22 protein-coding genes are annotated in these 20,964 nt (G+C 57.3%); 10 read left to right on the top strand and 12 right to left on the bottom strand.

What is annotated here, in order from left to right; genetic code table 11:
• Positions 1 to 300: 300 nt before the first annotated feature.
• Both DHN55_RS17190 and DHN55_RS22430 read left to right on the top strand, forming a co-directional pair.
• Positions 301 to 951 (top strand): pyroglutamyl-peptidase I family protein, encoded by a 651-nt coding sequence (locus tag DHN55_RS17190; protein ID WP_108882747.1) that lies wholly within the window; start codon positions 301 to 303, stop codon positions 949 to 951.
• Between the two features lie 106 nt (positions 952 to 1,057).
• Entirely contained in the window at positions 1,058 to 1,228 is a 171-nt protein-coding gene (locus DHN55_RS22430) for a hypothetical protein (RefSeq protein ID WP_337660457.1), read from the top strand.
• Positions 1,229 to 1,233: 5 nt separating this feature from the next.
• Here DHN55_RS22430 and DHN55_RS17195 read toward each other — a convergent pair whose 3' ends face one another.
• Positions 1,234 to 1,758 (bottom strand): SGNH/GDSL hydrolase family protein, encoded by a 525-nt coding sequence (locus tag DHN55_RS17195; protein WP_337660458.1) that lies wholly within the window; start codon positions 1,756 to 1,758, stop codon positions 1,234 to 1,236.
• A gap of 176 nt (positions 1,759 to 1,934) precedes the next feature.
• Between DHN55_RS17195 and DHN55_RS17200 the strand changes: the two genes are divergently transcribed.
• Together DHN55_RS17200 and DHN55_RS17205 are read left to right on the top strand one after the other, a co-directional pair.
• Positions 1,935 to 2,201 (top strand): hypothetical protein, encoded by a 267-nt coding sequence (locus tag DHN55_RS17200; protein WP_108882750.1) that lies wholly within the window; start codon positions 1,935 to 1,937, stop codon positions 2,199 to 2,201.
• Positions 2,202 to 2,486: 285 nt separating this feature from the next.
• Positions 2,487 to 2,792, top strand: a complete 306-nt coding sequence (locus DHN55_RS17205; RefSeq protein ID WP_108882751.1) for a hypothetical protein — start codon at positions 2,487 to 2,489, stop codon at positions 2,790 to 2,792.
• A gap of 82 nt (positions 2,793 to 2,874) precedes the next feature.
• Here DHN55_RS17205 and DHN55_RS17210 read toward each other — a convergent pair whose 3' ends face one another.
• From DHN55_RS17210 to gatB, 5 genes are all read right to left on the bottom strand, one after another.
• Positions 2,875 to 3,162, bottom strand: coding sequence for a hypothetical protein (locus tag DHN55_RS17210; protein WP_108882753.1), 288 nt, complete (start codon positions 3,160 to 3,162; stop codon positions 2,875 to 2,877).
• Positions 3,163 to 3,401: 239 nt separating this feature from the next.
• A complete protein-coding gene (locus tag DHN55_RS17215) occupies positions 3,402 to 4,109 on the bottom strand; it encodes a glutathione binding-like protein (protein ID WP_108882755.1) in 708 nt (235 codons plus the stop codon).
• A gap of 29 nt (positions 4,110 to 4,138) precedes the next feature.
• Complete coding sequence (locus tag DHN55_RS17220; protein ID WP_337660459.1) at positions 4,139 to 5,080, bottom strand: endonuclease/exonuclease/phosphatase family protein; 942 nt, start codon at positions 5,078 to 5,080, stop codon at positions 4,139 to 4,141.
• Positions 5,077 to 5,571 carry a GNAT family N-acetyltransferase gene (locus DHN55_RS17225; RefSeq protein WP_108882757.1) on the bottom strand — a complete coding sequence of 165 codons (495 nt, stop codon included), beginning with the start codon at positions 5,569 to 5,571 and terminating at the stop codon, positions 5,077 to 5,079. The genes DHN55_RS17220 and DHN55_RS17225 overlap by 4 nt, the downstream gene beginning before the upstream one ends.
• A gap of 3 nt (positions 5,572 to 5,574) precedes the next feature.
• Positions 5,575 to 7,059: an Asp-tRNA(Asn)/Glu-tRNA(Gln) amidotransferase subunit GatB gene (gatB, locus tag DHN55_RS17230; protein WP_108882759.1), complete on the bottom strand. Its 1,485-nt coding sequence runs from the start codon at positions 7,057 to 7,059 to the stop codon at positions 5,575 to 5,577.
• Between the two features lie 126 nt (positions 7,060 to 7,185).
• Between gatB and DHN55_RS17235 the strand changes: the two genes are divergently transcribed.
• From DHN55_RS17235 to trmFO, 5 genes are all read left to right on the top strand, one after another.
• A complete protein-coding gene (locus DHN55_RS17235; RefSeq protein WP_108882761.1) occupies positions 7,186 to 8,082 on the top strand; it encodes an MBL fold metallo-hydrolase in 897 nt (298 codons plus the stop codon).
• Positions 8,083 to 8,194: 112 nt separating this feature from the next.
• Entirely contained in the window at positions 8,195 to 11,116 is a 2,922-nt protein-coding gene (gene uvrA, locus DHN55_RS17240; protein ID WP_108882762.1) for an excinuclease ABC subunit UvrA, read from the top strand.
• 82 nt (positions 11,117 to 11,198) lie between these two features.
• Complete coding sequence (locus DHN55_RS17245) at positions 11,199 to 12,113, top strand: LysR substrate-binding domain-containing protein (RefSeq protein WP_108882763.1); 915 nt, start codon at positions 11,199 to 11,201, stop codon at positions 12,111 to 12,113.
• A 34-nt stretch (positions 12,114 to 12,147) separates the two neighbouring features.
• Complete coding sequence (locus DHN55_RS17250) at positions 12,148 to 13,143, top strand: hypothetical protein (RefSeq protein ID WP_108882764.1); 996 nt, start codon at positions 12,148 to 12,150, stop codon at positions 13,141 to 13,143.
• Positions 13,144 to 13,193: 50 nt separating this feature from the next.
• A complete protein-coding gene (gene trmFO, locus DHN55_RS17255; protein ID WP_108882766.1) occupies positions 13,194 to 14,621 on the top strand; it encodes a methylenetetrahydrofolate--tRNA-(uracil(54)-C(5))-methyltransferase (FADH(2)-oxidizing) TrmFO in 1,428 nt (475 codons plus the stop codon).
• Positions 14,622 to 14,646: 25 nt separating this feature from the next.
• Here trmFO and DHN55_RS17260 read toward each other — a convergent pair whose 3' ends face one another.
• The 5 genes from DHN55_RS17260 to yajC all read right to left on the bottom strand — a co-directional run bounded on the left by DHN55_RS17260 (position 14,647) and on the right by yajC (position 18,926).
• The gene (locus DHN55_RS17260) at positions 14,647 to 15,504 is read right to left on the bottom strand and encodes a squalene/phytoene synthase family protein (RefSeq protein WP_108882768.1); all 858 of its coding nucleotides are present in this window, start codon (positions 15,502 to 15,504) and stop codon (positions 14,647 to 14,649) included.
• The gene (locus DHN55_RS17265; protein ID WP_108882769.1) at positions 15,501 to 15,893 is read right to left on the bottom strand and encodes an MTH938/NDUFAF3 family protein; all 393 of its coding nucleotides are present in this window, start codon (positions 15,891 to 15,893) and stop codon (positions 15,501 to 15,503) included. Before DHN55_RS17265 ends, DHN55_RS17260 begins: the two co-directional genes overlap by 4 nt.
• Positions 15,893 to 16,840: a protein translocase subunit SecF gene (gene secF, locus DHN55_RS17270; protein ID WP_108882771.1), complete on the bottom strand. Its 948-nt coding sequence runs from the start codon at positions 16,838 to 16,840 to the stop codon at positions 15,893 to 15,895. Before secF ends, DHN55_RS17265 begins: the two co-directional genes overlap by 1 nt.
• 31 nt (positions 16,841 to 16,871) lie before the next feature.
• The gene (secD, locus tag DHN55_RS17275) at positions 16,872 to 18,497 is read right to left on the bottom strand and encodes a protein translocase subunit SecD (RefSeq protein ID WP_108882773.1); all 1,626 of its coding nucleotides are present in this window, start codon (positions 18,495 to 18,497) and stop codon (positions 16,872 to 16,874) included.
• A gap of 99 nt (positions 18,498 to 18,596) precedes the next feature.
• Positions 18,597 to 18,926: a preprotein translocase subunit YajC gene (gene yajC, locus DHN55_RS17280; RefSeq protein WP_108882775.1), complete on the bottom strand. Its 330-nt coding sequence runs from the start codon at positions 18,924 to 18,926 to the stop codon at positions 18,597 to 18,599.
• A 163-nt stretch (positions 18,927 to 19,089) separates the two neighbouring features.
• Between yajC and DHN55_RS17285 the strand changes: the two genes are divergently transcribed.
• Positions 19,090 to 19,959 (top strand): DUF815 domain-containing protein, encoded by an 870-nt coding sequence (locus tag DHN55_RS17285; protein WP_108882777.1) that lies wholly within the window; start codon positions 19,090 to 19,092, stop codon positions 19,957 to 19,959.
• Between the two features lie 57 nt (positions 19,960 to 20,016).
• Here the strand turns inward: DHN55_RS17285 and DHN55_RS17290 are convergent, their stop codons facing one another.
• Complete coding sequence (locus DHN55_RS17290) at positions 20,017 to 20,682, bottom strand: glutathione S-transferase N-terminal domain-containing protein (protein ID WP_108882779.1); 666 nt, start codon at positions 20,680 to 20,682, stop codon at positions 20,017 to 20,019.
• Positions 20,683 to 20,964 lie beyond the last annotated feature (282 nt).

Genomic DNA, 20,964 nt, shown 5'->3' on the forward strand with positions numbered 1-20,964 from the left:
GCCCCGATCCTCCCAAACTAACCATGTGCGCAGCAACCACTCATGCTGCCCCTTCAACGCCCCTCTCTTTGCCGTTTTCAGGACTTCGGAAGGATCGTGCGAGCGGAAAGTCTAAGCCTCGCCAAACTCGGGCGTCAACGCAAAACGGCTTCAATCCCACCTGTCGGATTGGCAACGTTCCAGCCTTTGACCTTGTAGGGCAACACTATTCCTGGACCTGAAAAAAGTGACATGAGTGCTCCTGCCCCGTAGGGTTGAAGACAGTGGAACCGAATTTTCATGTGCAGAGGCATTACGTAAATGGCAAATCGTCCCGTTCTGGTCACCGGCTTCGAACCTTACGGCGGGCGCGGCAGAAACCCGGCGCACGAGGCCATGAAGCAAGTGCGTGGTCGCACCATCGCGGGCAAGGAAATTGTCGGTCGGGGCCTGCCGGTTTCATTTAGCAGGTTTCCCGACATTGCGGCTGAACTCATTGAGGAACTCAATCCGTCATCAGTCATCAGCCTAGGCCTGTGGCCGGGTGAAAGCATGATCCGGATCGAACGGATCGGCGTGAACATTGCCGACTTCGGGATTCCCGACAATGACGGCATTCTTGCTGTTGACGAACAAGTGGACAGCACCGGCGCAGCAGCTCTCATGTCGACCCTGCCGGTACGCGCCATCGAACGTGCAGTTTTGCAGGAAGGGATTCCCGCCAGCCTGTCAGCAACCGCCGGCACCTATCTGTGCAACATCTGCCTGTACAGCTTTCTGCAGGCCGCGCAGCAGCATCACGAGCCGGTAGCATGCGGCTTCATACATGTGCCCTACCTGCCCGAACAGGTTGCGGAACTGCTGACTGCCGTGCGCGATGAGGCAAGCGTGGAACTGCACCAGCGCTGCGACTTTGCCTCCATGGATCTGGATCGGATCGTTCGAGCGGTCGAGATTGCAATTTCACAATAAAGGTCAGGACCGTGCGTGACCTTCCCGGGCCACTTGCCGCATCGAATCATTGCCAAGCAGATATTTGTGAGTACCCTCTCTGCCTGCAACCGAGAGGAAGTTTGTTATGAAACTCAGTGCCCCGACAACCGTCCTGTTCGTCATTTCGGTGGTTATTGCCGTGCTCGCCCTCCTGCCGGTTCTCGGCGTGGCCTCTGTAGTACCGATCAGTTCTTTCTGGCTGATGGCCATTGCCTACGCAGTGCTCGCCATCGGTTGCCTGTTCAAGGGCGCCTGAGAACCCTAGCGTCTCAGCTTTGCCAGGACCCGGGGCAGCAAGCGCGCCGCCAGTGCCCGGTATCCATCTGCCTTGAAGTGCTGTCCGTCCGGGCGCCGGTATCTTTTCGCCACACTGCCTATCAGGCGGTTGCGCAACATCACTACTCCAATGCCCCGATTGCGCAGATAACGTTTGATCCGGCGAATGTTGTTTCGGCGAACCTCGCGGGAAACGCCTCTGCGCCGGTCGTTGCCGCCTGGTTGCAGGATAACAAGTTTGGTCCTTGCCGAAATATTTGATTTCAGCCGCTTCAGCATCTGCCCGGTGGTATTGCCGTTGATGCCGGCATTTCGAACCCGGGCGGTGACACCCTTTGCTCTTAACATGCGTTCCAGATGTCTGGGGTATGCCTGGTCCCGGCCGACACCCTTGCCCCAGGTATTGCTTGCACCCAGGGCCACGATCTCTACGGCTTGCGCGCGACCGGTCAATGGCAACATCAACAGGCACAAGACGATACACAAGGTCAGTTGCAGTTTTGCAGACACGGGATGGACCTCCGATGACGGTTGCAGGCGGACCCGGCATTGCGGCCGACATATCCGGGCCAGGAATCCGCCATGTGATCAACTACACATCACGCGTCTGTGAACTTCTGTAGGTTTTCCCACACAAGACACAACAACAAGAGCGCCAACACACGGCACCGAGAGGAATAAAACCAATGACCATCAAGCCAATTATCACCGCAGTCTTCATCGCAGGTTCAGTTCTTGCAGCAGCCTCAAGCACCGCATCAGCCGGCGGCAACTACTACGGATCTCACCAAAGCCCCTATGGTGGTCACAGCCATGTGGAACTTGGCCCCGCAGATGCCAACGAAGATTTCGCCTTTTATGACTGCAAATGGCTGAAGAACCGTGCCCTGGACACCGGCCTTCGCAGCCATTGGCGCGCCTACCGCAAATGTGCCCGGCAGTACGGCCAGTAAAATCTGCAGGTCGAACAGGCTCTCAGACCCGGCTTTTTTCAACTGTCGGTAGCAACCCTCGCGCTGGTTTCCCCGTCCGGCGCGGGGGTCATTCGACGCTCAACCCGGGCTGATATGGCAAACCGCCGAAATTTCATCCTTATGGTTATCAATTTCTTGCGAAATTGTTCATTTGTTAAGTGTGCTTCGCCACAAATAGGTGTATTGGTAGATTAACGAGGACGGTGTGGCGATTTTTGATACCTTCTGTAAAGGAGGTACAGCCAAACGGGTAAGGCAAGACAGATGACCACAATTGTGAAAGCAGCAATGATGAGCGCAGTCCTGATCGCAGGAACTGCAGGTCTGGCACAGGCACAGGCGATTGATTCAATCGGCAACCGCTTTATCCCCAAGGGCCACAGCTATGACAGTTCGAATAAAGGCCTGCCAACGCTCAACTCTTACGCGGATCAGACAAACAACCAGGCAGATGTCTTTGAAACGGAGATCTACAAGGCTCGCCGGGATCGTGCCTATTGGGATACCTGGGTAAATTCAACCCACGGAACCTATCTGGACGGACAGCCACGGTTGACCCCGGATTACTGAAGCAAACAGTCTGACACCATCCGGAATTGCAAAAGGCGGCCCGCGATACGCGGCCGCCTTTCCTGTTTCGGTTTCTGAAACCTCAAGCGCTTAGGCGTGCGCTCGCAAATGCGTGCAATGCAGACTGCGCCCTGGCAATCTGGACACCGTTCATCCTGCATGACAGTTCAAGCCGATGCACCCTCGCCTGCCGGCTGCCACGCATTGCGGCAAGGGAAAACCATTTGTGCGCACTCACCAGGTCGTCCCCGCTTGCACTTTCTCCACACAGGGACAGACCGAGAGACACGAACCCATCCTCCGGCAATCTGATTTCATCTTCTTTGGGTGTGACGTCACGATACTCGGCAAGATCGATAATCTTGGACATGATTGAGGGCTCTCCAGTTACGCTTTACTGAACATCACCATGCCATCAAACACTACCAATCAGCGTTAAAGGGCATGGTTATCAGAACATGAACGCTCCGGCACAATCTAACACTCTGCAACATCTACAAGAAGACGGCTTATCTTATAAACGCCTGTAAACCGGCGTTTTTGCCAACGCCAAACCTCCGGCCCGCTTAACTGTTTATCAACCATGTTGCGGTTTTCGACAAATTGCCGTTAGCCCTGTTTGGCGCCACCGAACAAAATCGCATAGGCCGCATCATTGGTTTTAAGATCTTCCGGCCTGCCGCGAAATTCAGCCCCCAGGGCCATCCCGGCCTTGACGGCCGGCCGGGCCATAAGGGTTTCAAACCAGCGCTTCAGATGCGGGAAATCATCCAGGTCCTGACCCTGCCGCTTGTGAGGCTTGATCCATCCGATGCAGGCCATGTCAGCGATGGAATAGTCACCCGCCAGATACTCTGTCCTGGCAAGCTGGGTATTCATCACACCGTAGAGCCGGGCAACCTCATTGGTATAGCGCTCAATGGCATAGGCCACCTCGTCACGTGCATAAAACCGAAAATGATGAGCCTGCCCGCACATCGGGCCCAGGCCTGCCATTTGCCAGTAGAGCCACTGCTCAACCGCAACTCGCCGACGGGTCCCGGCTGGATAGAACTTTCCTGTCTTGTTGCCTAGATACTGCAAGATGGCCCCGGACTCGAACACTGAAATTGGCTTGTCCCCCGGGCCGTCCGCATCCACGATCGCCGGCATGCGATTGTTGGGTGCAATCTCCAGAAAATCCTTTTCGAACTGATCGCCCTTCAGAATATCGACATACCGCACCTGGTATGGCAGGCCGCATTCTTCCAGCATGATGGAAATTTTCCAGCCGTTCGGTGTGGGCCAGTAGTAAAGTTCGATTGCTGGTTTTGTCACTTCATGCCTCCTGTGCACGGGCGGCCTGTTTATTGCGGCACCAGAATGCTGGCCGCGACAGGCAGATGATCAGACCCGGCAAACCGGCCAACAATGGCCGGGACCGCCAGCGTCAGCCCGTCACTTATGAATATGTGATCAATGGCAAACTGCGGCAGGTTCGGCCCAGTCGCCGGCCATGTCGGAAGCATCGTCACCCGCTTCAAGCCCGTACGTGTCTGAAACATTTCAAGCATGACCGAATGTGGTGTGGCGTTGAAGTCGCCTACAACAACGCTGGCACCAGTCAATCCCTTGACTACTTTGGCAACAAAACGAATTTCATCCTCCTGGGCCCGGGTGTCGGGCGGACGGCTCAGGTGGGTTCCGACAATATTGAGACGCTGCCACTCAGCCCCCAGGGTGCCGCGAATGAAACTCAGGCCGTCACGGCGCCGCTGCAGTTTCGAGTCGGTGAACGGGTACTTCGAATACATCAGCAAGCTCGATGCCGATTTATCCTTGTCCGGCAACCGATAGGGAAAACGCCGGTCAAGCATGGTCTTCAGGCGCTGCCTGTGATTACCGATCTCGGTCAGGAACAGAATGTCCGGATCCAATCGTGCGATCTCTGCATCAATATCATCAAACTGCTCGTTCCTGCCCCAGATGTTGAAATGCATGACGTTCAGGGCCCGGGTGCCTGCCGGAACGTTCGCTGCAGCCTGCAGCTGATCTGCACTCAGCTTGCTCCAGCTGCCAATGGCGATCATGCCTGCCGCCATCAGGGCGAGAGCCACAGGCACCCGCAACGGTTTGGCGGCAAAACAGGCGATGGCCAACGCAGCAATGGCAAGGCTGAAATGCAGCGTGAAATGACTAAGTACATCAAGCTCAATCCAGAACCGGCTCAGGTAACCACCCGCAAGGCCTGCCCCGGCCACTGCAATGCCGCCCAGACAAAGGATTTTGCCGAAATTATCCTTGTTCATGAAACACGCCGCTTCATGACAATGGCCTGACCGGCGGCCGGGTCGCCACCACATTGGACCTGCCGGCCGTCGTCGGAAAAACCGTGCCTGCGATAAAACCCGATTGCCGGTGTGTTCGCGGTCTCTACTTCCAGTTCAATTGTGACACCCTGCCCGGCCCAGTCCGTTACTGCCGTCAGCAGTGCCGTTCCGGCGCCATCTCCCTGCAGCTTCGGCAGCACATACAGTCTGGTCAGGCACACCACATCAGCCGCTTGGCGCACCGCGCCGGCATGCCCGGCAATAATGCCATCGGGTGTTTCAGCGACCAGAAAACACCCGTCGGGATCACTTAGTTGCCGGCTCAGATTCTCCGCGGAATGCCAGCGCGCGGTGATATCGTTGACAACCTCGACGCCCATGGTCGCGTCATAGGTGGCGTGCCACGTGTCATGCAGCAGTTGCCTGACCGCATCCAGATCGTCGGCAGTTGCCTGACGAATTTCCAACAAGGCCTACTCCACGCCCAGTTTGGACTTGAGCAGCTCATTGACCGCCTGGGGATTGGCCTTGCCGCCCGTGGCCTTCATGACCTGGCCGACAAACCAGCCGACCATGGCCGGTTTCTCTGCAACGGCTGCAACCTTGTCCGGGTTGGCGGCAATCACTTCATCCACGGCAGCCTCAATGGCGCCGGTATCGGTTACCTGCTTCAGCCCCCGGTCTTCCACGACCTGTTTCGGGTCGACACCCGCCTCAGTCCAGGCAATTTCAAATACGTCCTTGGCGATCTTGCCGGAGATGGTCTTGTCGCTGATCATGTCAACAATCGCACCGAGCTGGTTGGCAGAAATCGGGCTGTCCCCGATGTCCGTACCTTCCTTGTTGAGGCGGCCGAACAATTCGTTGATCACCCAGTTGGCGGCAAGCTTGCCGTCCCTGCCCGCAGCGACGTCTTCAAAATAACCTGCTGATGCCGGTTCCATGATCAGCACCTCGGCGTCATAGGCAGTCAGGCCGAAGTCGTTGACCAGCCTGGCTTTTTTCTCATCCGGCAGTTCCGGCAGCGATGCCTTGATATCCGCAATCCAGTCTGCTTCCACTTCGAGCGGCAACAGGTCCGGATCCGGGAAATACCGGTAGTCGTGGGCTTCTTCCTTGGAGCGCATGGACCGGGTCTCGCCCTTGCGCGGATCAAACAGGCGGGTCTGCTGATCGATGCTGCCGCCGTCTTCAAGAATATCTATCTGGCGGCGCGCCTCGTATTCGATTGCCTGGCCCATGAAGCGCAATGAATTGACGTTCTTGATTTCACAGCGCGTGCCGGCCTCGCCTCCCGGCTTGCGCACCGATACATTGACGTCGGCGCGCAGCGAGCCTTCTTCCATATTGCCGTCGCAGGTACCCAGATAGCGCATGATGGTGCGCACCTTGGACACATAGGCCTTGGCTTCGTCGGCAGAGCGCATGTCGGGTTTCGATACGATCTCCATCAGCGCAACGCCGGACCGGTTCAGATCCACCATCGACATGGTCGGATGCTGGTCATGGATCGACTTGCCGGCATCCTGCTCCAGGTGCAGGCGCTCGATGCCCACTTCAACCTGGGTGTTTTCGTCCATATCCAGCATCACCCGGCCTTCGCCGACAATCGGCTGCTTGAACTGGGAAATCTGGTAGCCCTGCGGCAGGTCCGGGTAGAAATAGTTCTTCCGGTCGAACACCGAATACTCGTTGATCTCGGCTTTCAGGCCGAGTCCGGTGCGCACTGCCTGCTCGACGCAGTATTTGTTGATGACCGGCAACATGCCCGGCATGGCGGCATCAACCAGCGACACATGGTCATTGGGCTCCCCGCCATACTCGGCAGACGCGCCGGAAAACAGTTTTGAGTTGGAACTCACCTGGGCATGGACTTCCAGTCCGATAATGATTTCCCAGGGGCCGGTGCCCCCTTCTATCCAGTCCGATTTGTCTGCGACACGCGCGAATAAGGTCATCGATCAAAAGCCTCTTGGAAGCGATATGAATACTGTTGTCACTTGGTAACGCCCAGCACGCGTTGCAGCAAGGCCCAAACCTGCCTACAAACGCCGCACGGATACAAACATGCAGGGTTCAACACCATGACCGGCAACTTTCCATTCAAAGCGACCCTGCTGGGGACCGGCTGTCCGGTTGTCAGCCCGCGGCGGTATGGGGCGGGAACCCTGATTGAATGCGCCGGCAAGTGCTTCCTGGTCGACATCGGTTCGGGCGTCACCCAGCGGCTGGTGCAGGCAGGTTGCAGTGGCGCACAGATCGATGCCCTGTTGCTTACGCACCTGCACTCGGATCATCTGATTGACCTTTACCAGTTCATTGTTTCATCCTGGCATCAAAACCGTGACCGGCCGCAGGTAATTTATGGCCCGCCGGGGACACAGAGCTTCGTTGATGCGCAAATGCAGGCCTGGAAAGCTGAACGGCATCTCCGCATCGAGTTTGAAAAACGCAGTTCGACATCCGCCTTCGACATTGATGTGATCGAGTTTGAAGACAGCCGCGAAGTCATGTCAGAAGGTGACGCAAGAATTTCTGCCGTGCGCGTTGAACACCCACCGGTTGAACCGGCCTTTGGGTATGCATTCGAGGCATTGGGTAAGAAGCTTGTTTTGTCTGGTGACACGAGACCCTGCGATGCCCTCGTCGACGCAGCGGTACAAGCCGATGTCCTGGTTCACGAAGTTTTCGCCCATTCGCATGATGACCGTTCACTGGTCGGAGGAACCCGGACGTCGCAAACCATGTCAGCGGTTGCAAGTTACCACACCACAGCCGATGAAGTGGGCAGGATTGCACGTGATGCAAGAGTGAAATGCCTGGTGCTGAGCCATATCGTCCCGCCAGACGCCAACGAGAAAGACCTGATCGCCGCCGTTCGCCGTCACTATTCAGGCCCGGTCATTGTCGGCGAAGATCTGATGTCATTCGACCTCCTGACCGGCCATTTCAACCAGCATCAGGTTCACTTTTCCATTTGATCGCAAATAGGCGTGGATAACACCAAACCAACGGTGCCAAACTGTCGTAAACTGTCAGTAGCTTTTGCCGCGCACCGTTGCGCATGTTCTCTTTTTGATCTAGTTCTCCACCATGGCCGAATCCAAACGCATCATATCCGTTCAGGGCGCGCGCGAGCACAACCTCAAGAACGTTTCCATTGAACTGCCGCGCGACAAGCTGATCGTGTTTACCGGCCTGTCCGGCTCCGGCAAGTCATCCCTGGCATTTGACACCATCTATGCCGAAGGCCAGCGCCGCTATGTGGAAAGCCTGTCTGCCTATGCCAGGCAGTTTCTGGAAATGATGCAGAAGCCCGACGTTGACCAGATCGACGGCCTGTCACCGGCAATCTCCATCGAACAGAAGACGACGAGCCGCAACCCGCGTTCGACCGTCGGCACCGTTACTGAAATTTATGACTATATGCGGCTGCTGTTCGCCCGTGTCGGCATTGCCTATTCGCCGGCCACCGGCCTGCCGATCCAGAGCCAGACAGTCACCCAGATGGTCGACCGGGTGATGGAAATTGAAGATGGTGCCAGGCTTTATCTGCTTGCGCCGGTCATTCGCGGACGCAAGGGGGAGTACCGCAAGGAATTCGCCGAACTGATGAAAAAGGGCTTTCAGCGCGTCAAGGTGGACGGTCAGTTCCACGAAATCGCAGATGTCCCTGCCCTGGACAAGAAGTACAAGCATGACATCGACGTGGTTGTAGACCGCATCGTGGTCCGCGATGACATCGCAACCCGCCTTGCAGACAGTTTCGAAACTGCCCTGAAACTGACCGACGGACTCGCGGTCGTGGAGTTTGCAGACAAACCGCTGCCAGAAACGGCAACCTCCGCCAAAAGTGCCAACAAGTCGCTCAATGAAACCCATGAGCGCATCACGTTTTCTGAAAAGTTTGCCTGTCCGGTGTCCGGCTTCACCATTGATGAGGTTGAACCCAGGCTGTTTTCCTTCAACAATCCGTTTGGCGCCTGCCCCAAGTGCGACGGGCTGGGTACCGAACTGCGCTTCGAAGCCGACCTGGTCGTACCGGACAAGACCCTGTCGATGCGCCAGGGCTGCATTGTGCCGTGGGCGAAAACCGGTTCGACCTCGCCGTATTACACCCAGACGCTGCAGGCCTTGTGCAAGCACTACAAGGCATCCATGTCCACGCCCTGGGAAGAGCTGGACGATGATATCAAGGATGCTGTGCTGTTCGGCACCGGTGAGGAAGAGATCACCTTCGTCTATGATGACGGGCTGCGCTCCTACAAGACGAAAAAACCGTTTGAAGGGGTCATCGGCAATATTGAGCGGCGATGGCGCGAAACCGATTCCAGCTGGGTGCGTGAGGAACTCGCACAATTCCAGTCGGATTATCCCTGCCAGGCATGTGAAGGTTTCCGCCTGAAGCCGCAGGCACTGGCCGTGCGCATCAACGGTCTGCACGTGGCACAGGTGTCACTGATGTCGATCCGGGCGGCAAACGACTGGTTCAACGACCTGTCCGGCAAGCTGACACCGAAAGAACTGGAAATTGCCGCCCGCATCCTCAAGGAGATCCGCGAACGGCTGAAGTTCCTGGTTGATGTTGGCCTGGATTACCTCACCCTGTCGCGCAAGTCCGGCACCTTGTCGGGCGGCGAGAGCCAGCGCATTCGCCTGGCGTCACAAATCGGCTCCGGCCTGACCGGCGTTCTTTATGTGCTGGATGAACCGTCCATCGGCCTGCACCAGCGCGACAATGCCCGGCTGCTGGAAACCTTGGTGCACCTGCGCGACATCGGCAACACGGTGATTGTGGTCGAGCACGACGAAGACGCCATCCGGTCCGCCGACTATGTGGTCGACATCGGTCCCGGTGCCGGCATTCACGGCGGCACCATCGTCGCAGAAGGCAGCGCAGATGAAGTAATGGCCAATCCGGCATCGCTCACCGGAAAGTACCTGACCGGTGTCATGCAGGTGCCGACCCCGCCGAAGCGCCGCAAGCTCGACAAGAAGCGCCTGATCAAGGTGTCCGGCGCGCGCGCCAACAACTTGAAAAACGTCTCTGCCGAACTGCCTCTTGGACTGTTTACCTGCGTGACCGGTGTATCCGGCGGCGGCAAGTCAACGCTGCTCATTGATACGGTGTACAAGTCCGCTGCCCGCAAGCTGATGAAGGCGCGCCAGATACCGGCGGAGCATGACAAGATTGCCGGCCTGGAGATGCTCGACAAGATCATCGATATCGACCAGTCGCCGATTGGCCGCACACCCCGCTCCAACCCGGCGACCTATACCGGCGCATTCACCCCCATACGGGAATGGTTCGCGGCGTTGCCGGAATCAAAGGCGCGCGGCTACGGACCGGGCCGGTTTTCGTTCAACGTCAAAGGCGGCCGCTGCGAAACCTGCCAGGGCGATGGTGTGATCAAGATTGAAATGCACTTCCTGCCCGACGTTTATGTGACCTGCGATGCCTGCCAGGGCAAACGCTATAACCGCGAAACCCTGGACATCACCTTCAAGGACAAGTCCATCGCCGACATTCTGAACATGACCGTCGCCGAAGGCGCTGACTTCTTCCGTGCGGTTCCAGCCGTGCGCGACAAGCTTGTCACACTGGAGAGGGTCGGGCTTGGCTATATCAAGGTCGGACAACAGGCTACCACCCTGTCCGGTGGTGAGGCGCAGCGGGTCAAGCTTGCCAAGGAGTTGTCCAAGCGGGCAACCGGACGCACATTGTACTTGCTGGATGAACCAACCACAGGTTTGCATTTTCACGATGTCGCCAAGTTGCTGGAAGTGCTGCATGAACTGGTCGAGCACGGCAACACCGTGGTCGTCATCGAGCACAATCTGGAAGTGATCAAGACCGCGGACTGGATCATCGACCTTGGCCCTGAAGGCGGTGATGGCGGTGGCGAGATCGTTGCCGCCGGAACACCGGAAGACGTAGTCGGCGTCGAGCGGTCTTATACCGGCCAGTATCTGGCGCCGGTGTTGTCACGTGGAAAGCAAGCCGCAGCAGAATAGGCGCCATGATTGCAGATCATGCCATGGACTGTTAATGTGCCTTAAAACAGCACATAAACAGTACCTGCAATAAGTTATTCTCATGGCTATCGCGCTTCGTAAAAACCTGCCCCCGACAAATGCACTGGTCGTGTTCGAGGCTGCCGGCCGGCATATGAACTTCACCCGCGCCGCCAAGGAACTGGACGTAACCCAGTCGGCCGTCAGCAGGCAGATCCAGCTGCTGGAGGATTTCCTGGGTGTGGCAGTGTTCCAGCGCCAGTCACGCGGGCTGTCGCTCACCCGTGAGGGCGAACGCCTGCACCGCGCCGTTGGCATGGGGCTTGAACACATTGCCAATGTCTCGTCTGACCTGCGCCGGCAGCCGGGGCCCGGCGAGCTGACGGTCGCGACATCGGTTGCCTTCGCCTCTTACTGGCTGATGGCGCGCATTGCCAAGTTTCGCGGCTCTCATCCCGAAATCGACATTCGCCTCGTCGCATCTTCACCTGTTTACGACCTGGCCAGCGAAGGCATTGACATTGCGGTCCGCTATGGAGCCGGTGAATGGCCCGCCGCAGACGCCGTGCGGCTGTTTGACAACGAAATCTGGCCTGTATGCTCCCCCCGCTACATGGAGAAATCCAGCCCGATCAATTCGCAGTCTGACCTGCTTCGCCATTCCCTGTTGCATCTCAATAAATTCGACCGCAACTGGGTGACATGGGACAGCTTTCTGGAATCCCTGGGTGTTGATGGCGAGCAATCAGGCCGTGGCTTCACGTTCGACAACTACATGGTGCTGATCCAGTCCGCCTTGCGCGGGGAAGGCATTGCCCTGTGCGGCAGGCGGCTGGCGGAGGATTTTATTGAACAGGGAGACCTGGTACGCCCGATCGATGCGGTACAGCAGTCAGACCGGGGTTTTTGGCTGCTCAGGCCGAAGGATGGGCAATTGTCGCCTCAGGCACGACAATTTTATGAATGGTTACTTGATGAAGCACGGCAACCTGCCTGATCATTGCGTCCTGATACGGTCCGGATAACACCCCATGACGCGCAAGCACATCATCTTTGTTCACGGCCGGTCCATCAAACCGTCGGCATCGCGAAAAAAGAAACTTATCAGCGATGCGCTGATGCACGGGCTGTACAAGGTATCGCCTGATGCAGCCGAGGCCATCCGGTCCGGCACCGTCAAATGTTCATTCGCCTATTATGGCGACGTCAACAATTCCATCATGGCAACCCATGATCCCGAAATTGCCGCCAGGCTGACCGCCCGCAACAACAAGGGATATGGGTATGAACCCTGTCTGCCCCACGAACCATATGCAAGGAGCCTCAGAAAGATGCTGGACATCGGCACCTTTGATGAAGCCGCCTACAATCAGGTGATCAGCCAGCACAAGGATTTGCGTTATCTGAACAACGCGGCGCGAGCCTTCAGCACATTGCTGTCGGTGCTGACCCGCAGCCGTGGCAATGAGATCATCCTGCAGCGCAGTTCAGCAGACATGGGAGCCTACCTGATGAGCCGGAAAACCGGTTCCGAAGTACGTGAGCGCCTGCAGAACCCGTTGCGAAGGGCCATAAATGCGCGCGATGAAATCTGCATCGTCAGCCATTCCATGGGCTGTGTCGTGGCTTATGATGTGTTGTGGAAATTCTCGCAAATGAGCGAATACGAAAAGTTGCAGCGCAAGAACCCCAATGTCTCCAAATGGCTCACCCTCGGCTGTCCACTGGGTGAAGCCGGCGTGCGGGCCAACCTCTATGATGCCCGTGAACATGCAGGCGGACGATTTCCGAAAGCCATCGTCAAGGACTGGGTCAATATCGCCGCTTATGATGACTTCATCGCCCATGACCCGACCATGATCGACGATTTCGCCGAAATGCTTGAATATGGCTACGTGAACTCGATCACCGACAAGCGAATGTACAATTGCTGGGTGCATTACAACACAAGCAATCCGCACAAGCTGTACGGCTACCTGGCCAATCAGCTTGTCGCGACCGAGATTGCAGACTGGGTCAACAGTTAGTCGACCTCGCACCTTGCCGACCGTTGTAATAGGCTCTAGTGGTTCACTTCATGACACACAAAACAATCCATATCGTCGGTGGCGGCATGGCAGGCTCCGAAGCGGCCTGGCAGGCAGCGCACGCCGGTGTACAGGTAATCCTTCACGAAATGCGCCCGGTTCGCGAAACCGATGCGCACCAGACCGACGGACTGGCGGAACTGGTCTGTTCCAACTCGTTTCGTTCAGATGATGACGAACACAATGCGGTTGGCCTTTTGCACTGGGAAATGCGCCAGGCAAACTCGCTCATCATGGCCATGGGTGACCGGCACAAGCTGCCGGCAGGCGGCGCGCTGGCGGTTGACCGGGACGCTTTTTCAGCCGACGTGACCGCGGCCCTGCAAGCTCACCCCAACATCACCATTGAGCGCGAAGAAGTAGCCGGACTGCCTCCGGCCGACTGGGCCCAGGCCATTGTGGCAACCGGGCCCCTCACCTCGCAGGCACTCGCGAATGACATCCGCACCACTACCGGCGATGACGGCCTGGCGTTCTTCGATGCCATCGCCCCCATCATTCATCGCGAGACCATAGACTTTGACCAGGCCTGGTTTCAGTCACGCTATGACAAGGCCGGCCCTGGCGGCACGGGTGCCGATTACATCAACTGCCCCTTGAACCGGGAGCAGTATGAAGCCTTCATCGCTGCGCTGATTGACGGCGACAAGGCCGACTTCAAGGAATGGGAGGAAAACACACCCTACTTCGACGGCTGCCTGCCGATCGAGGTGATGGCCGATCGCGGACCGGAAACCCTGCGCCATGGTCCGATGAAGCCCATGGGGCTGACCAACAGGCACAAGCCGGATGAAAAGCCCTATGCAGTCGTACAGCTCCGCCAGGACAATGCACTGGGCACGCTGTACAACATGGTCGGCTTTCAGACCAAGCTGAAGCATGGCGAACAGGTGCGGATTTTCCGGGCCATACCCGGTCTCGAAAAGGCAGAGTTTGCCAGGCTCGGCGGCCTGCACCGCAATACTTTCATCAACTCCCCCAAGCTGCTTGATGCATCGTTGCAGCTAAAAAGCCGGCCGGGCCTGCGGTTTGCCGGCCAGATCACCGGCGTGGAAGGCTATGTGGAAAGTGCCGCCATGGGCCTGATGGCAGGTCGCATGGCCGCAGCCGAAGAACTGACCGGTGAGATGTTGCCGCCACCTCCGCCGACAACCGCGCATGGCTCATTGATATCGCACATTTCGGGCGGACATCTGAGCGACGACAGTGGCGACATGACCAGCAAGGCGCGCTCGTTCCAGCCGATGAATGTCAATTTCGGCCTGTTTCCCGAGGTTGAAGTGCCGCGCGACGAAAATGGCAAGCGGCCACGCGGCAAGGCCAAGAAACCAGCCCGGCAACTGGCTTATACAGGCCGTGCCAAGGCAGACTTCGCCAACTGGCTCTCAGCCCATGCAGAGCGCGTGGCAGCCGAGTAGCCATATGTTTGGAACCTGAAGCGCTTCAGAATGCTTCACTGCGCACCGCATTCAGCAAGCGCAGTTGCCGCATCCATTGTGGTGACGTGACCACCTTCCTCGTCAGGGATGCACGAGCCCGCTCCAGCTTCTTCAGGTAACTGGGCACAAGGGCCACGGGCAGATACGCCTTGACCGCCGCATCCGGGACCAGATGCCACATTTCGCGGGCCTCTTCGAGCCGCTTGTTTGCATGCCGGCACAATTGCAGCAACACCAGTTCAAGCCCGGCACCACCCCTGCCCGACAGCACGTGTGCCTGGGTCAAGTCATGCTTTGCCAGCATGTCCACCGGTATCATGCATTGTCCGCGCGCCCGGTGTATCGGCAAGGACCGCATCAGACCGGTCAGCCCCATCGCGACACCGGCCAGACCGGAGACTTCGGCGCATTCAAGACCGTCATCACCGGCCATGATCAAGGCACTCATCTGAAGAACGGCAGACGATGTTTCACCCAGATAGCCCTCCAGCGTATTGAGGTCCGGCACCGGATCATCAAACAGATCGAACCGGCGGGCATCCAGCATGGCCTGAAACGAGTGCCGCGGCAGGTCGCCTGCCTCTATGGCGCGGGCCAGCGCCTGTGCCAGCGGTGAATCGACGGTCTGCCCGACATAAATTGCATCAATGACCTCACCCCACCAGGCAAGCCTCACTTCACCGGCAGCCGGGTCTGTTACCCTCTCGCGGATCTGGGCAAGCTCGGAATTGAACGCGAACAGGCCGGCAAGAAACCCGCGTGACCGCTCCGGCATAAGCAACAGGCACAAATACCGGTCGCGGTCACTTTCGCGCAGGTCCTCGAGCAATTGCTCCATCAGTTCTGCCGGAAATGTACTCATGACCCGCTCCGATGATGATCAACCGCAATCAGCGCACATGCCACGTCGCGGCCTTCCTGCAACAACACATTGTAGGTTCGAACCGCCGCCCCGGTGGCCATCGGCTCAAGCCCGATACCCGCTTCCACAAACGCCCGGCGTATGTCGCCGGACGGGAAAACCTGGTTGTCGCCGGTGCCAAGCAGAACAAACCCGACACCTTCAGGACTTCCCAGTACCTGGGCAAAGTCGGACAATCGCAGATTCTCCGGCTTTACCGGCGGCCATCCGTAAACGCCGCCTGGCAGACACAGCAATGACCCCTTGTGCGACAGATCGCGAAACCGGAACCCGCCATTGCCATAGGCGTCAATCGCAACGCGCTCGGGCAAAAACGGTGCGTCGTTCATCAGGGTTGCGCAATCTCTGCCTGCGGGTTGTCACCGGGTCCAGGTGTCGGTGCGCGGTCAACGTAAGCGCCCAGCAAGGACAATAGCGGCGCACCGATGAAAATCGATGAATAGGTGCCGATAACAACACCCCATATCATGGCAAACGTAAATCCGCGCAGCACTTCTCCGCCAAACACATAAAGAGATATCAGCGCCACGAGGGTGGAAATCGATGTCATCAAAGTACGCGGCAGCGTCTGATTGAGCGACATGTCCACCATCTCGTTGAAATTCATCTTCTTGTATTTGCGCAGGTTCTCGCGAAAGCGGTCAAACACCACCACCGTATCATTGAGCGAGTATCCGACGATGGTCAAAAGCGCTGCAATGATGGTCAGGTCAAACTGCAGTTGCAGGATTGCAAACAGCCCGATTGTCAGCGCCACATCGTGCACCAGGGTCGCTACCGTGCCGATGGCGAACTGCCATTCAAACCGCAGCCAGATGTAGATCATGATGGCAACGAACGCCAGCAGGATGGCCAGGATACCGTCGCGTGCCAGCTCACCGGAGACCTTTGGACCGACCACTTCAACACGCCGGTAGTCCACGTTGGGTCCGAGCGCATCTTTTACCGTCTGAATTGCTTTTTGCTGTGCCTCTTCACCGCCTTCTTGTGTCTCGATCCGGATCAGCACATCTGTCGGTTCGCCGAATTCCTGCAATTCCGAGCCGCCAAGTCCAAGCCCGCCAATGGTGGTGCGCAGCTCGTTGAGATCGGCAGGCTGTTCGGTTCTGATTTCAATCAGCGTACCACCCTTGAAGTCGATGCCGTAATTCAGGCCGATTGCAAAAAACAATCCGATTGACAGCAACACGGCTGCGACCGAGACATAAAAGCCCGGGCGCGCGAACTTCATGAACGCGATCTTGGTATTGTCCGGAACGAAGCGAAGCGGCCTCATGGTCTCGATCTCCTGATGATCTTGCGGCCGGTCATAGCGGCACCGTCTTGGGTCTGCTCAGCTTGATCCACCCGGAAATGATGAGCTGGGTCACTGTGTATGCGGTGAACACGGTTGCCAGGATGCCGATACCCAGCGTCACGGCAAATCCACGTACAGGCCCGGACCCCATGCCGAACAGGATAACCGCGGCGATCAGCGTGGTGATATTGGCATCGAGAATAGTGGCAAGCGCCATACGGAAACCGGTCTCGATGGCGTTCAGCGGCGATCGGCCATTGGCGACCTCCTCACGTATTCGCTCAAACACCAGCACATTGGCATCCACCGCCATGCCCATGGTGAGAACAATCCCGGCGATACCGGGCAATGTCAGCGTCGCGCCCAGGAATGACAGTGTTCCCAAAATCATCGTCAGGTTGGCCACCAGCGCCAGCACGGCAAACAGGCCGAAAAGCCCGTAGGAGATGACCATGAAGATCAGCACGCCGATCAGGCCGATGATGGATGCGCGGAAACCGGCTTCAACAGAGTCGGAACCAAGGCTGGGGCCAACCGTGCGTTCTTCAACAATCGTCAGCTTGGCCGGCAGGGCGCCGGACCGCAAAACGATGGCCAGATCGTTGGCCTCCTGAGTCGAGAAATCCCCGGAAATCTGACCGGACCCGCCACAAATCTGTTCGTTGATGCGAGGCGCTGAAACAACTTTAGTGTCAAGGACAATAGCGAACGGACGACCGACATTGTTCTGGGTCAGGCGGCAGAAGCGCTGGGCACCGGCGGTATTGAAGCGGAAATTCACAATCGGCTCGTTGGTGCGCTGGTCAAAACCGGTCTGGGCGTCATTAAGATCTTCGCCATCAACCGTCGCTGACCGCGAAGTCTGCACCCAATAGAAGATGGAAGGGGTTTCACCTTTATCTTCGTCGAACGTTTCAGGTATCTCTTCACACCCCAGAGGAACCTGTCCACCTGCCCCCTGCGGTTGATTATCGCAGAGTAACCTGAACTGCAGCAGCGCAGTTTTGCCCAGCAGATCCTTCAGACGCTCAGGATCCTGCAGACCGGGCACCTGGACCAGTATCCGGTCGGTGCCCTGCTGCTGAATGGTCGGTTCGGTCGTTCCCAGTTCGTTGATGCGGACACCAAGAACCTCGATGGACTGCTGCACTGCCCGGCCGATCCGGGTCTGCAGGCCTCCTTCGGAAAACGTCAGTCTGACATTCTGGCCATTGCGGACAACGTCGAATTCCTGAACCTGCACGCCCTGGCCGAACAGCCCGGTGTCCAGCGGCTGGGAAAGCCCCTGCAATATGGTGAAGCCCTCTTCGGCCCTGGCCGGCTCGGAAATAGTGACGCTTGCCCCATTGCCGGTGCGTTTCAGGTTGGCATAGCGGATCTTGGCATCGCGCAGGCGCAGCCGGACATCTCCGACCAGTTGCTTCTCCAGGGTATCCTTCAGTGATGGAACGTCCACTTCCAGCAGGATGTGACTGCCGCCCTGCAGGTCGAGCCCCAGTGTCAGTGCCTGGCTCGGCATGAAATTGGGCAACGCCTCGCGGGACTTTTCGGCCAGCAGATTGGGCATTGCCATGAGCCCGGCAAGCAACACGATACCGATAACGACAAAAGCCTTCAGCTTGGAAAAATGCAACATGGCAGTCTGATCAGTCCCCGAAATAGAGGTATGTTGTTTGTTCGCAATCGCCGGCCAAAATTTGCCGGTTCACCGTCAAAAGCAAAACCCGGCAGATACTCAGTCGGCTTTGGCCGGTTCACCCTTGACCCGCACTTCAGTAATAGCGCTCTTGATCATGCGGAACTTTCCGCCCTCGCCGGTATCAACGACGATTTCTCCGTCATCAACCACTTTGGTGACCTTGCCGACAATCCCCCCGGCGGTCACAATGGTGTCACCACGCCGGACATTCGAAACCAGTTCCTGATGTGCCTTCATCCGCTTTTGCTGCGGGCGCAGGATCAGAAACCAGAAGATGGCCATGATCATGATGATCGGCGCAAGCAGCGAGAATATATCAGCGCCCGGTGCGCCACCGGCCTGTGCGTAAGCGGGTGAAATAAACATGGTCTAATCTCCTGAAACCGAATCCGTGAATTGGTATATAGCCCTGCGTGAGCGCAATGCAACAGTAACGCCTTGTTACCCACCGGCCTTGCAACACTGTGTATCAGGCCGTAAAGCCATCTCAACCTGATTTCCGCCAACACCAGAGCTTGCGAATATCCTTATGCCAAATGACCGTCTGGACGATATCCTGAACCGCCTTGACCGAATTGCCGGCGCGCTGGAACGATCCGCGCCGCCGCAATCACAAGATGCAGACTATGATGCTGCTGATGCGTTCGTCTGGCACGCGGCGACCTGCACACTGCAGCCTGTACCCCGGGTAAACCGGGTGGAAATGGTACTTTTGCACGGAATTGACCGGGTTCGCGACATCCTGGTCGACAATACGGTACGCTTTGCAAGGGGACTGCCTGCCAACAATGCGCTGTTGTGGGGCGCGCGCGGCATGGGCAAAAGCTCACTGGTCAAGGCATCTCACGCTGCCATAACGGCCCAGCATGATCACAAGCTGAAGCTCATAGAAATCCACCGCGAGGACATTGAGGGCCTGCCTGTTCTGATGGGTCAGTTGCGCGATCAGTCCGGCTACCGTTTCATCATTTTTTGTGACGATTTGTCGTTCGACAGTCAGGATACATCCTACAAATCACTGAAAGCCGCACTCGATGGGGGAATCGAGGGACGCCCCGACAATGTGTTATTGTATGCAACTTCCAACCGGCGCCACCTCCTGCCACGTGACATGATCGAGAATGAACGTTCCACCGCCATCAATCCGTCGGAGGCTGTTCAGGAGAAAGTCTCCCTGTCCGACAGGTTCGGACTGTGGCTCGGCTTCCATTCCTGTTCGCAGGACGAATACCTCGAAATGATCCGGGGCTACGTCAATCACTTCAAGTTGACTATTGCCGAAGACCAGCTCCGCGCGGAGGCCATTGAATGGCAGACCACCCGCGGCAGCCGTTCAGGCCGGGTCGCCTGGCAGTATGTGCAGGATCTTGCCGGACGCCTCGGCAAGGCTCTTACATAGGAAAACAGCCCGGACCATGGTGATCCGGGCTGCTGTAACGGCGATAAGGAAACCGGCTTAACCCAATGCCTTCTCGTTGGCAGTCCATTCTTCCGGCGAGTTGCCGACCGGCACCAGACCCCATTGCTTGAACGCATCACGTTCCTTGATCTGCTCCAGCCAGCGATCCAGGTTCGGCAATTTCGGCCGCTTGGCGATATCAAATGCCATGTAGCGCCAGAAATACACACCGAGCGCGATATCGGCATAGTTGAAGTGACGCCCGGTGAGCCATGGCTTGCGGCCAATGGCGCGATTGGCGATCTTGAACAGGTCACCTGCTTTCCGCTCCGCCTCTTTTACCGCTGCCGGATTTTTCTGTTCCGGCGTGGCCCGCACGGTGTCGAAAAGAATGGTGAACATTGGCGGGTTCAGCGTGGTCGCGGTCCAGTCTGTCCACTGGTCAGCCAGCGCCCACGGCTTCTGGCCGCGCGGGCGGATATTGTCCTTGCCGTACTTGCGCGCCAGATAACGCATCATGGTGTTGGACTCAAACAGGGTAACCGTGCCGTCCTTCATGACCGGTACGAGCCCGTTCGGGTTCATCTTAAGGAATGCCTTGTCATCAAGGCCGCCGAACTGGCCGCCGGCAGCATGGCGTTCAAATGGCTGGCCGGTTTCGCCGAGCGCCCAAAGAACCTTCTGCACATTGATGGAAGACCGTCTTCCCCATACTTCAATCATATTGTTTTCCTTCGTTGAGAATCACGAGTGGCGCCATATTCGGCAGAATTTTCCGGAATTCAAGTGGTGATATCATCACCGGTATGTTTCGACTCGACTCCACGCCAGCAGCAACAAACCACCCGTCACTTCGGGATGAAACGAGGCTCATAGCCCCCTGGTTAAATTCAGCCGCGCCCGGAATACATTCGTAACATGTTGTTCTGATTCAGTAAGTCAAGCAGATTTCCTCTGTATACAAACACAGTGTGGCAAATATGTCACACATTTGAAAATTATGGC

Source organism: Anderseniella sp. Alg231-50, from assembly GCF_900149695.1.
In the GTDB taxonomy this organism is placed as follows: domain Bacteria; phylum Pseudomonadota; class Alphaproteobacteria; order Rhizobiales; family Aestuariivirgaceae; genus Anderseniella.

Excerpts from the sequence above, each read along its gene's own strand:
- DHN55_RS17290 (WP_108882779.1), bottom strand. The coding sequence starts at position 20,682 with ATGATTGAAGTATGGGGAAGACGGTCTTCCATCAATGTGCAGAAGGTT.
- yajC (WP_108882775.1), bottom strand. The coding sequence starts at position 18,926 with ATGTTTATTTCACCCGCTTACGCACAGGCCGGTGGCGCACCGGGCGCT.
- trmFO (WP_108882766.1), top strand. The coding sequence starts at position 13,194 with ATGACACACAAAACAATCCATATCGTCGGTGGCGGCATGGCAGGCTCC.
- DHN55_RS17205 (WP_108882751.1), top strand. The coding sequence starts at position 2,487 with ATGACCACAATTGTGAAAGCAGCAATGATGAGCGCAGTCCTGATCGCA.
- DHN55_RS17285 (WP_108882777.1), top strand. The coding sequence starts at position 19,090 with ATGCCAAATGACCGTCTGGACGATATCCTGAACCGCCTTGACCGAATT.
- DHN55_RS17245 (WP_108882763.1), top strand. The coding sequence starts at position 11,199 with ATGGCTATCGCGCTTCGTAAAAACCTGCCCCCGACAAATGCACTGGTC.
- DHN55_RS17200 (WP_108882750.1), top strand. The coding sequence starts at position 1,935 with ATGACCATCAAGCCAATTATCACCGCAGTCTTCATCGCAGGTTCAGTT.
- gatB (WP_108882759.1), bottom strand. The coding sequence starts at position 7,059 with ATGACCTTATTCGCGCGTGTCGCAGACAAATCGGACTGGATAGAAGGG.
- DHN55_RS17235 (WP_108882761.1), top strand. The coding sequence starts at position 7,186 with ATGACCGGCAACTTTCCATTCAAAGCGACCCTGCTGGGGACCGGCTGT.
- DHN55_RS17220 (WP_337660459.1), bottom strand. The coding sequence starts at position 5,080 with ATGAACAAGGATAATTTCGGCAAAATCCTTTGTCTGGGCGGCATTGCA.
- DHN55_RS17260 (WP_108882768.1), bottom strand. The coding sequence starts at position 15,504 with ATGAGTACATTTCCGGCAGAACTGATGGAGCAATTGCTCGAGGACCTG.
- DHN55_RS17250 (WP_108882764.1), top strand. The coding sequence starts at position 12,148 with ATGACGCGCAAGCACATCATCTTTGTTCACGGCCGGTCCATCAAACCG.
- DHN55_RS17190 (WP_108882747.1), top strand. The coding sequence starts at position 301 with ATGGCAAATCGTCCCGTTCTGGTCACCGGCTTCGAACCTTACGGCGGG.
- DHN55_RS22430 (WP_337660457.1), top strand. The coding sequence starts at position 1,058 with ATGAAACTCAGTGCCCCGACAACCGTCCTGTTCGTCATTTCGGTGGTT.
- DHN55_RS17265 (WP_108882769.1), bottom strand. The coding sequence starts at position 15,893 with ATGAACGACGCACCGTTTTTGCCCGAGCGCGTTGCGATTGACGCCTAT.
- DHN55_RS17210 (WP_108882753.1), bottom strand. The coding sequence starts at position 3,162 with ATGTCCAAGATTATCGATCTTGCCGAGTATCGTGACGTCACACCCAAA.
- uvrA (WP_108882762.1), top strand. The coding sequence starts at position 8,195 with ATGGCCGAATCCAAACGCATCATATCCGTTCAGGGCGCGCGCGAGCAC.
- secF (WP_108882771.1), bottom strand. The coding sequence starts at position 16,840 with ATGAGGCCGCTTCGCTTCGTTCCGGACAATACCAAGATCGCGTTCATG.
- secD (WP_108882773.1), bottom strand. The coding sequence starts at position 18,497 with ATGTTGCATTTTTCCAAGCTGAAGGCTTTTGTCGTTATCGGTATCGTG.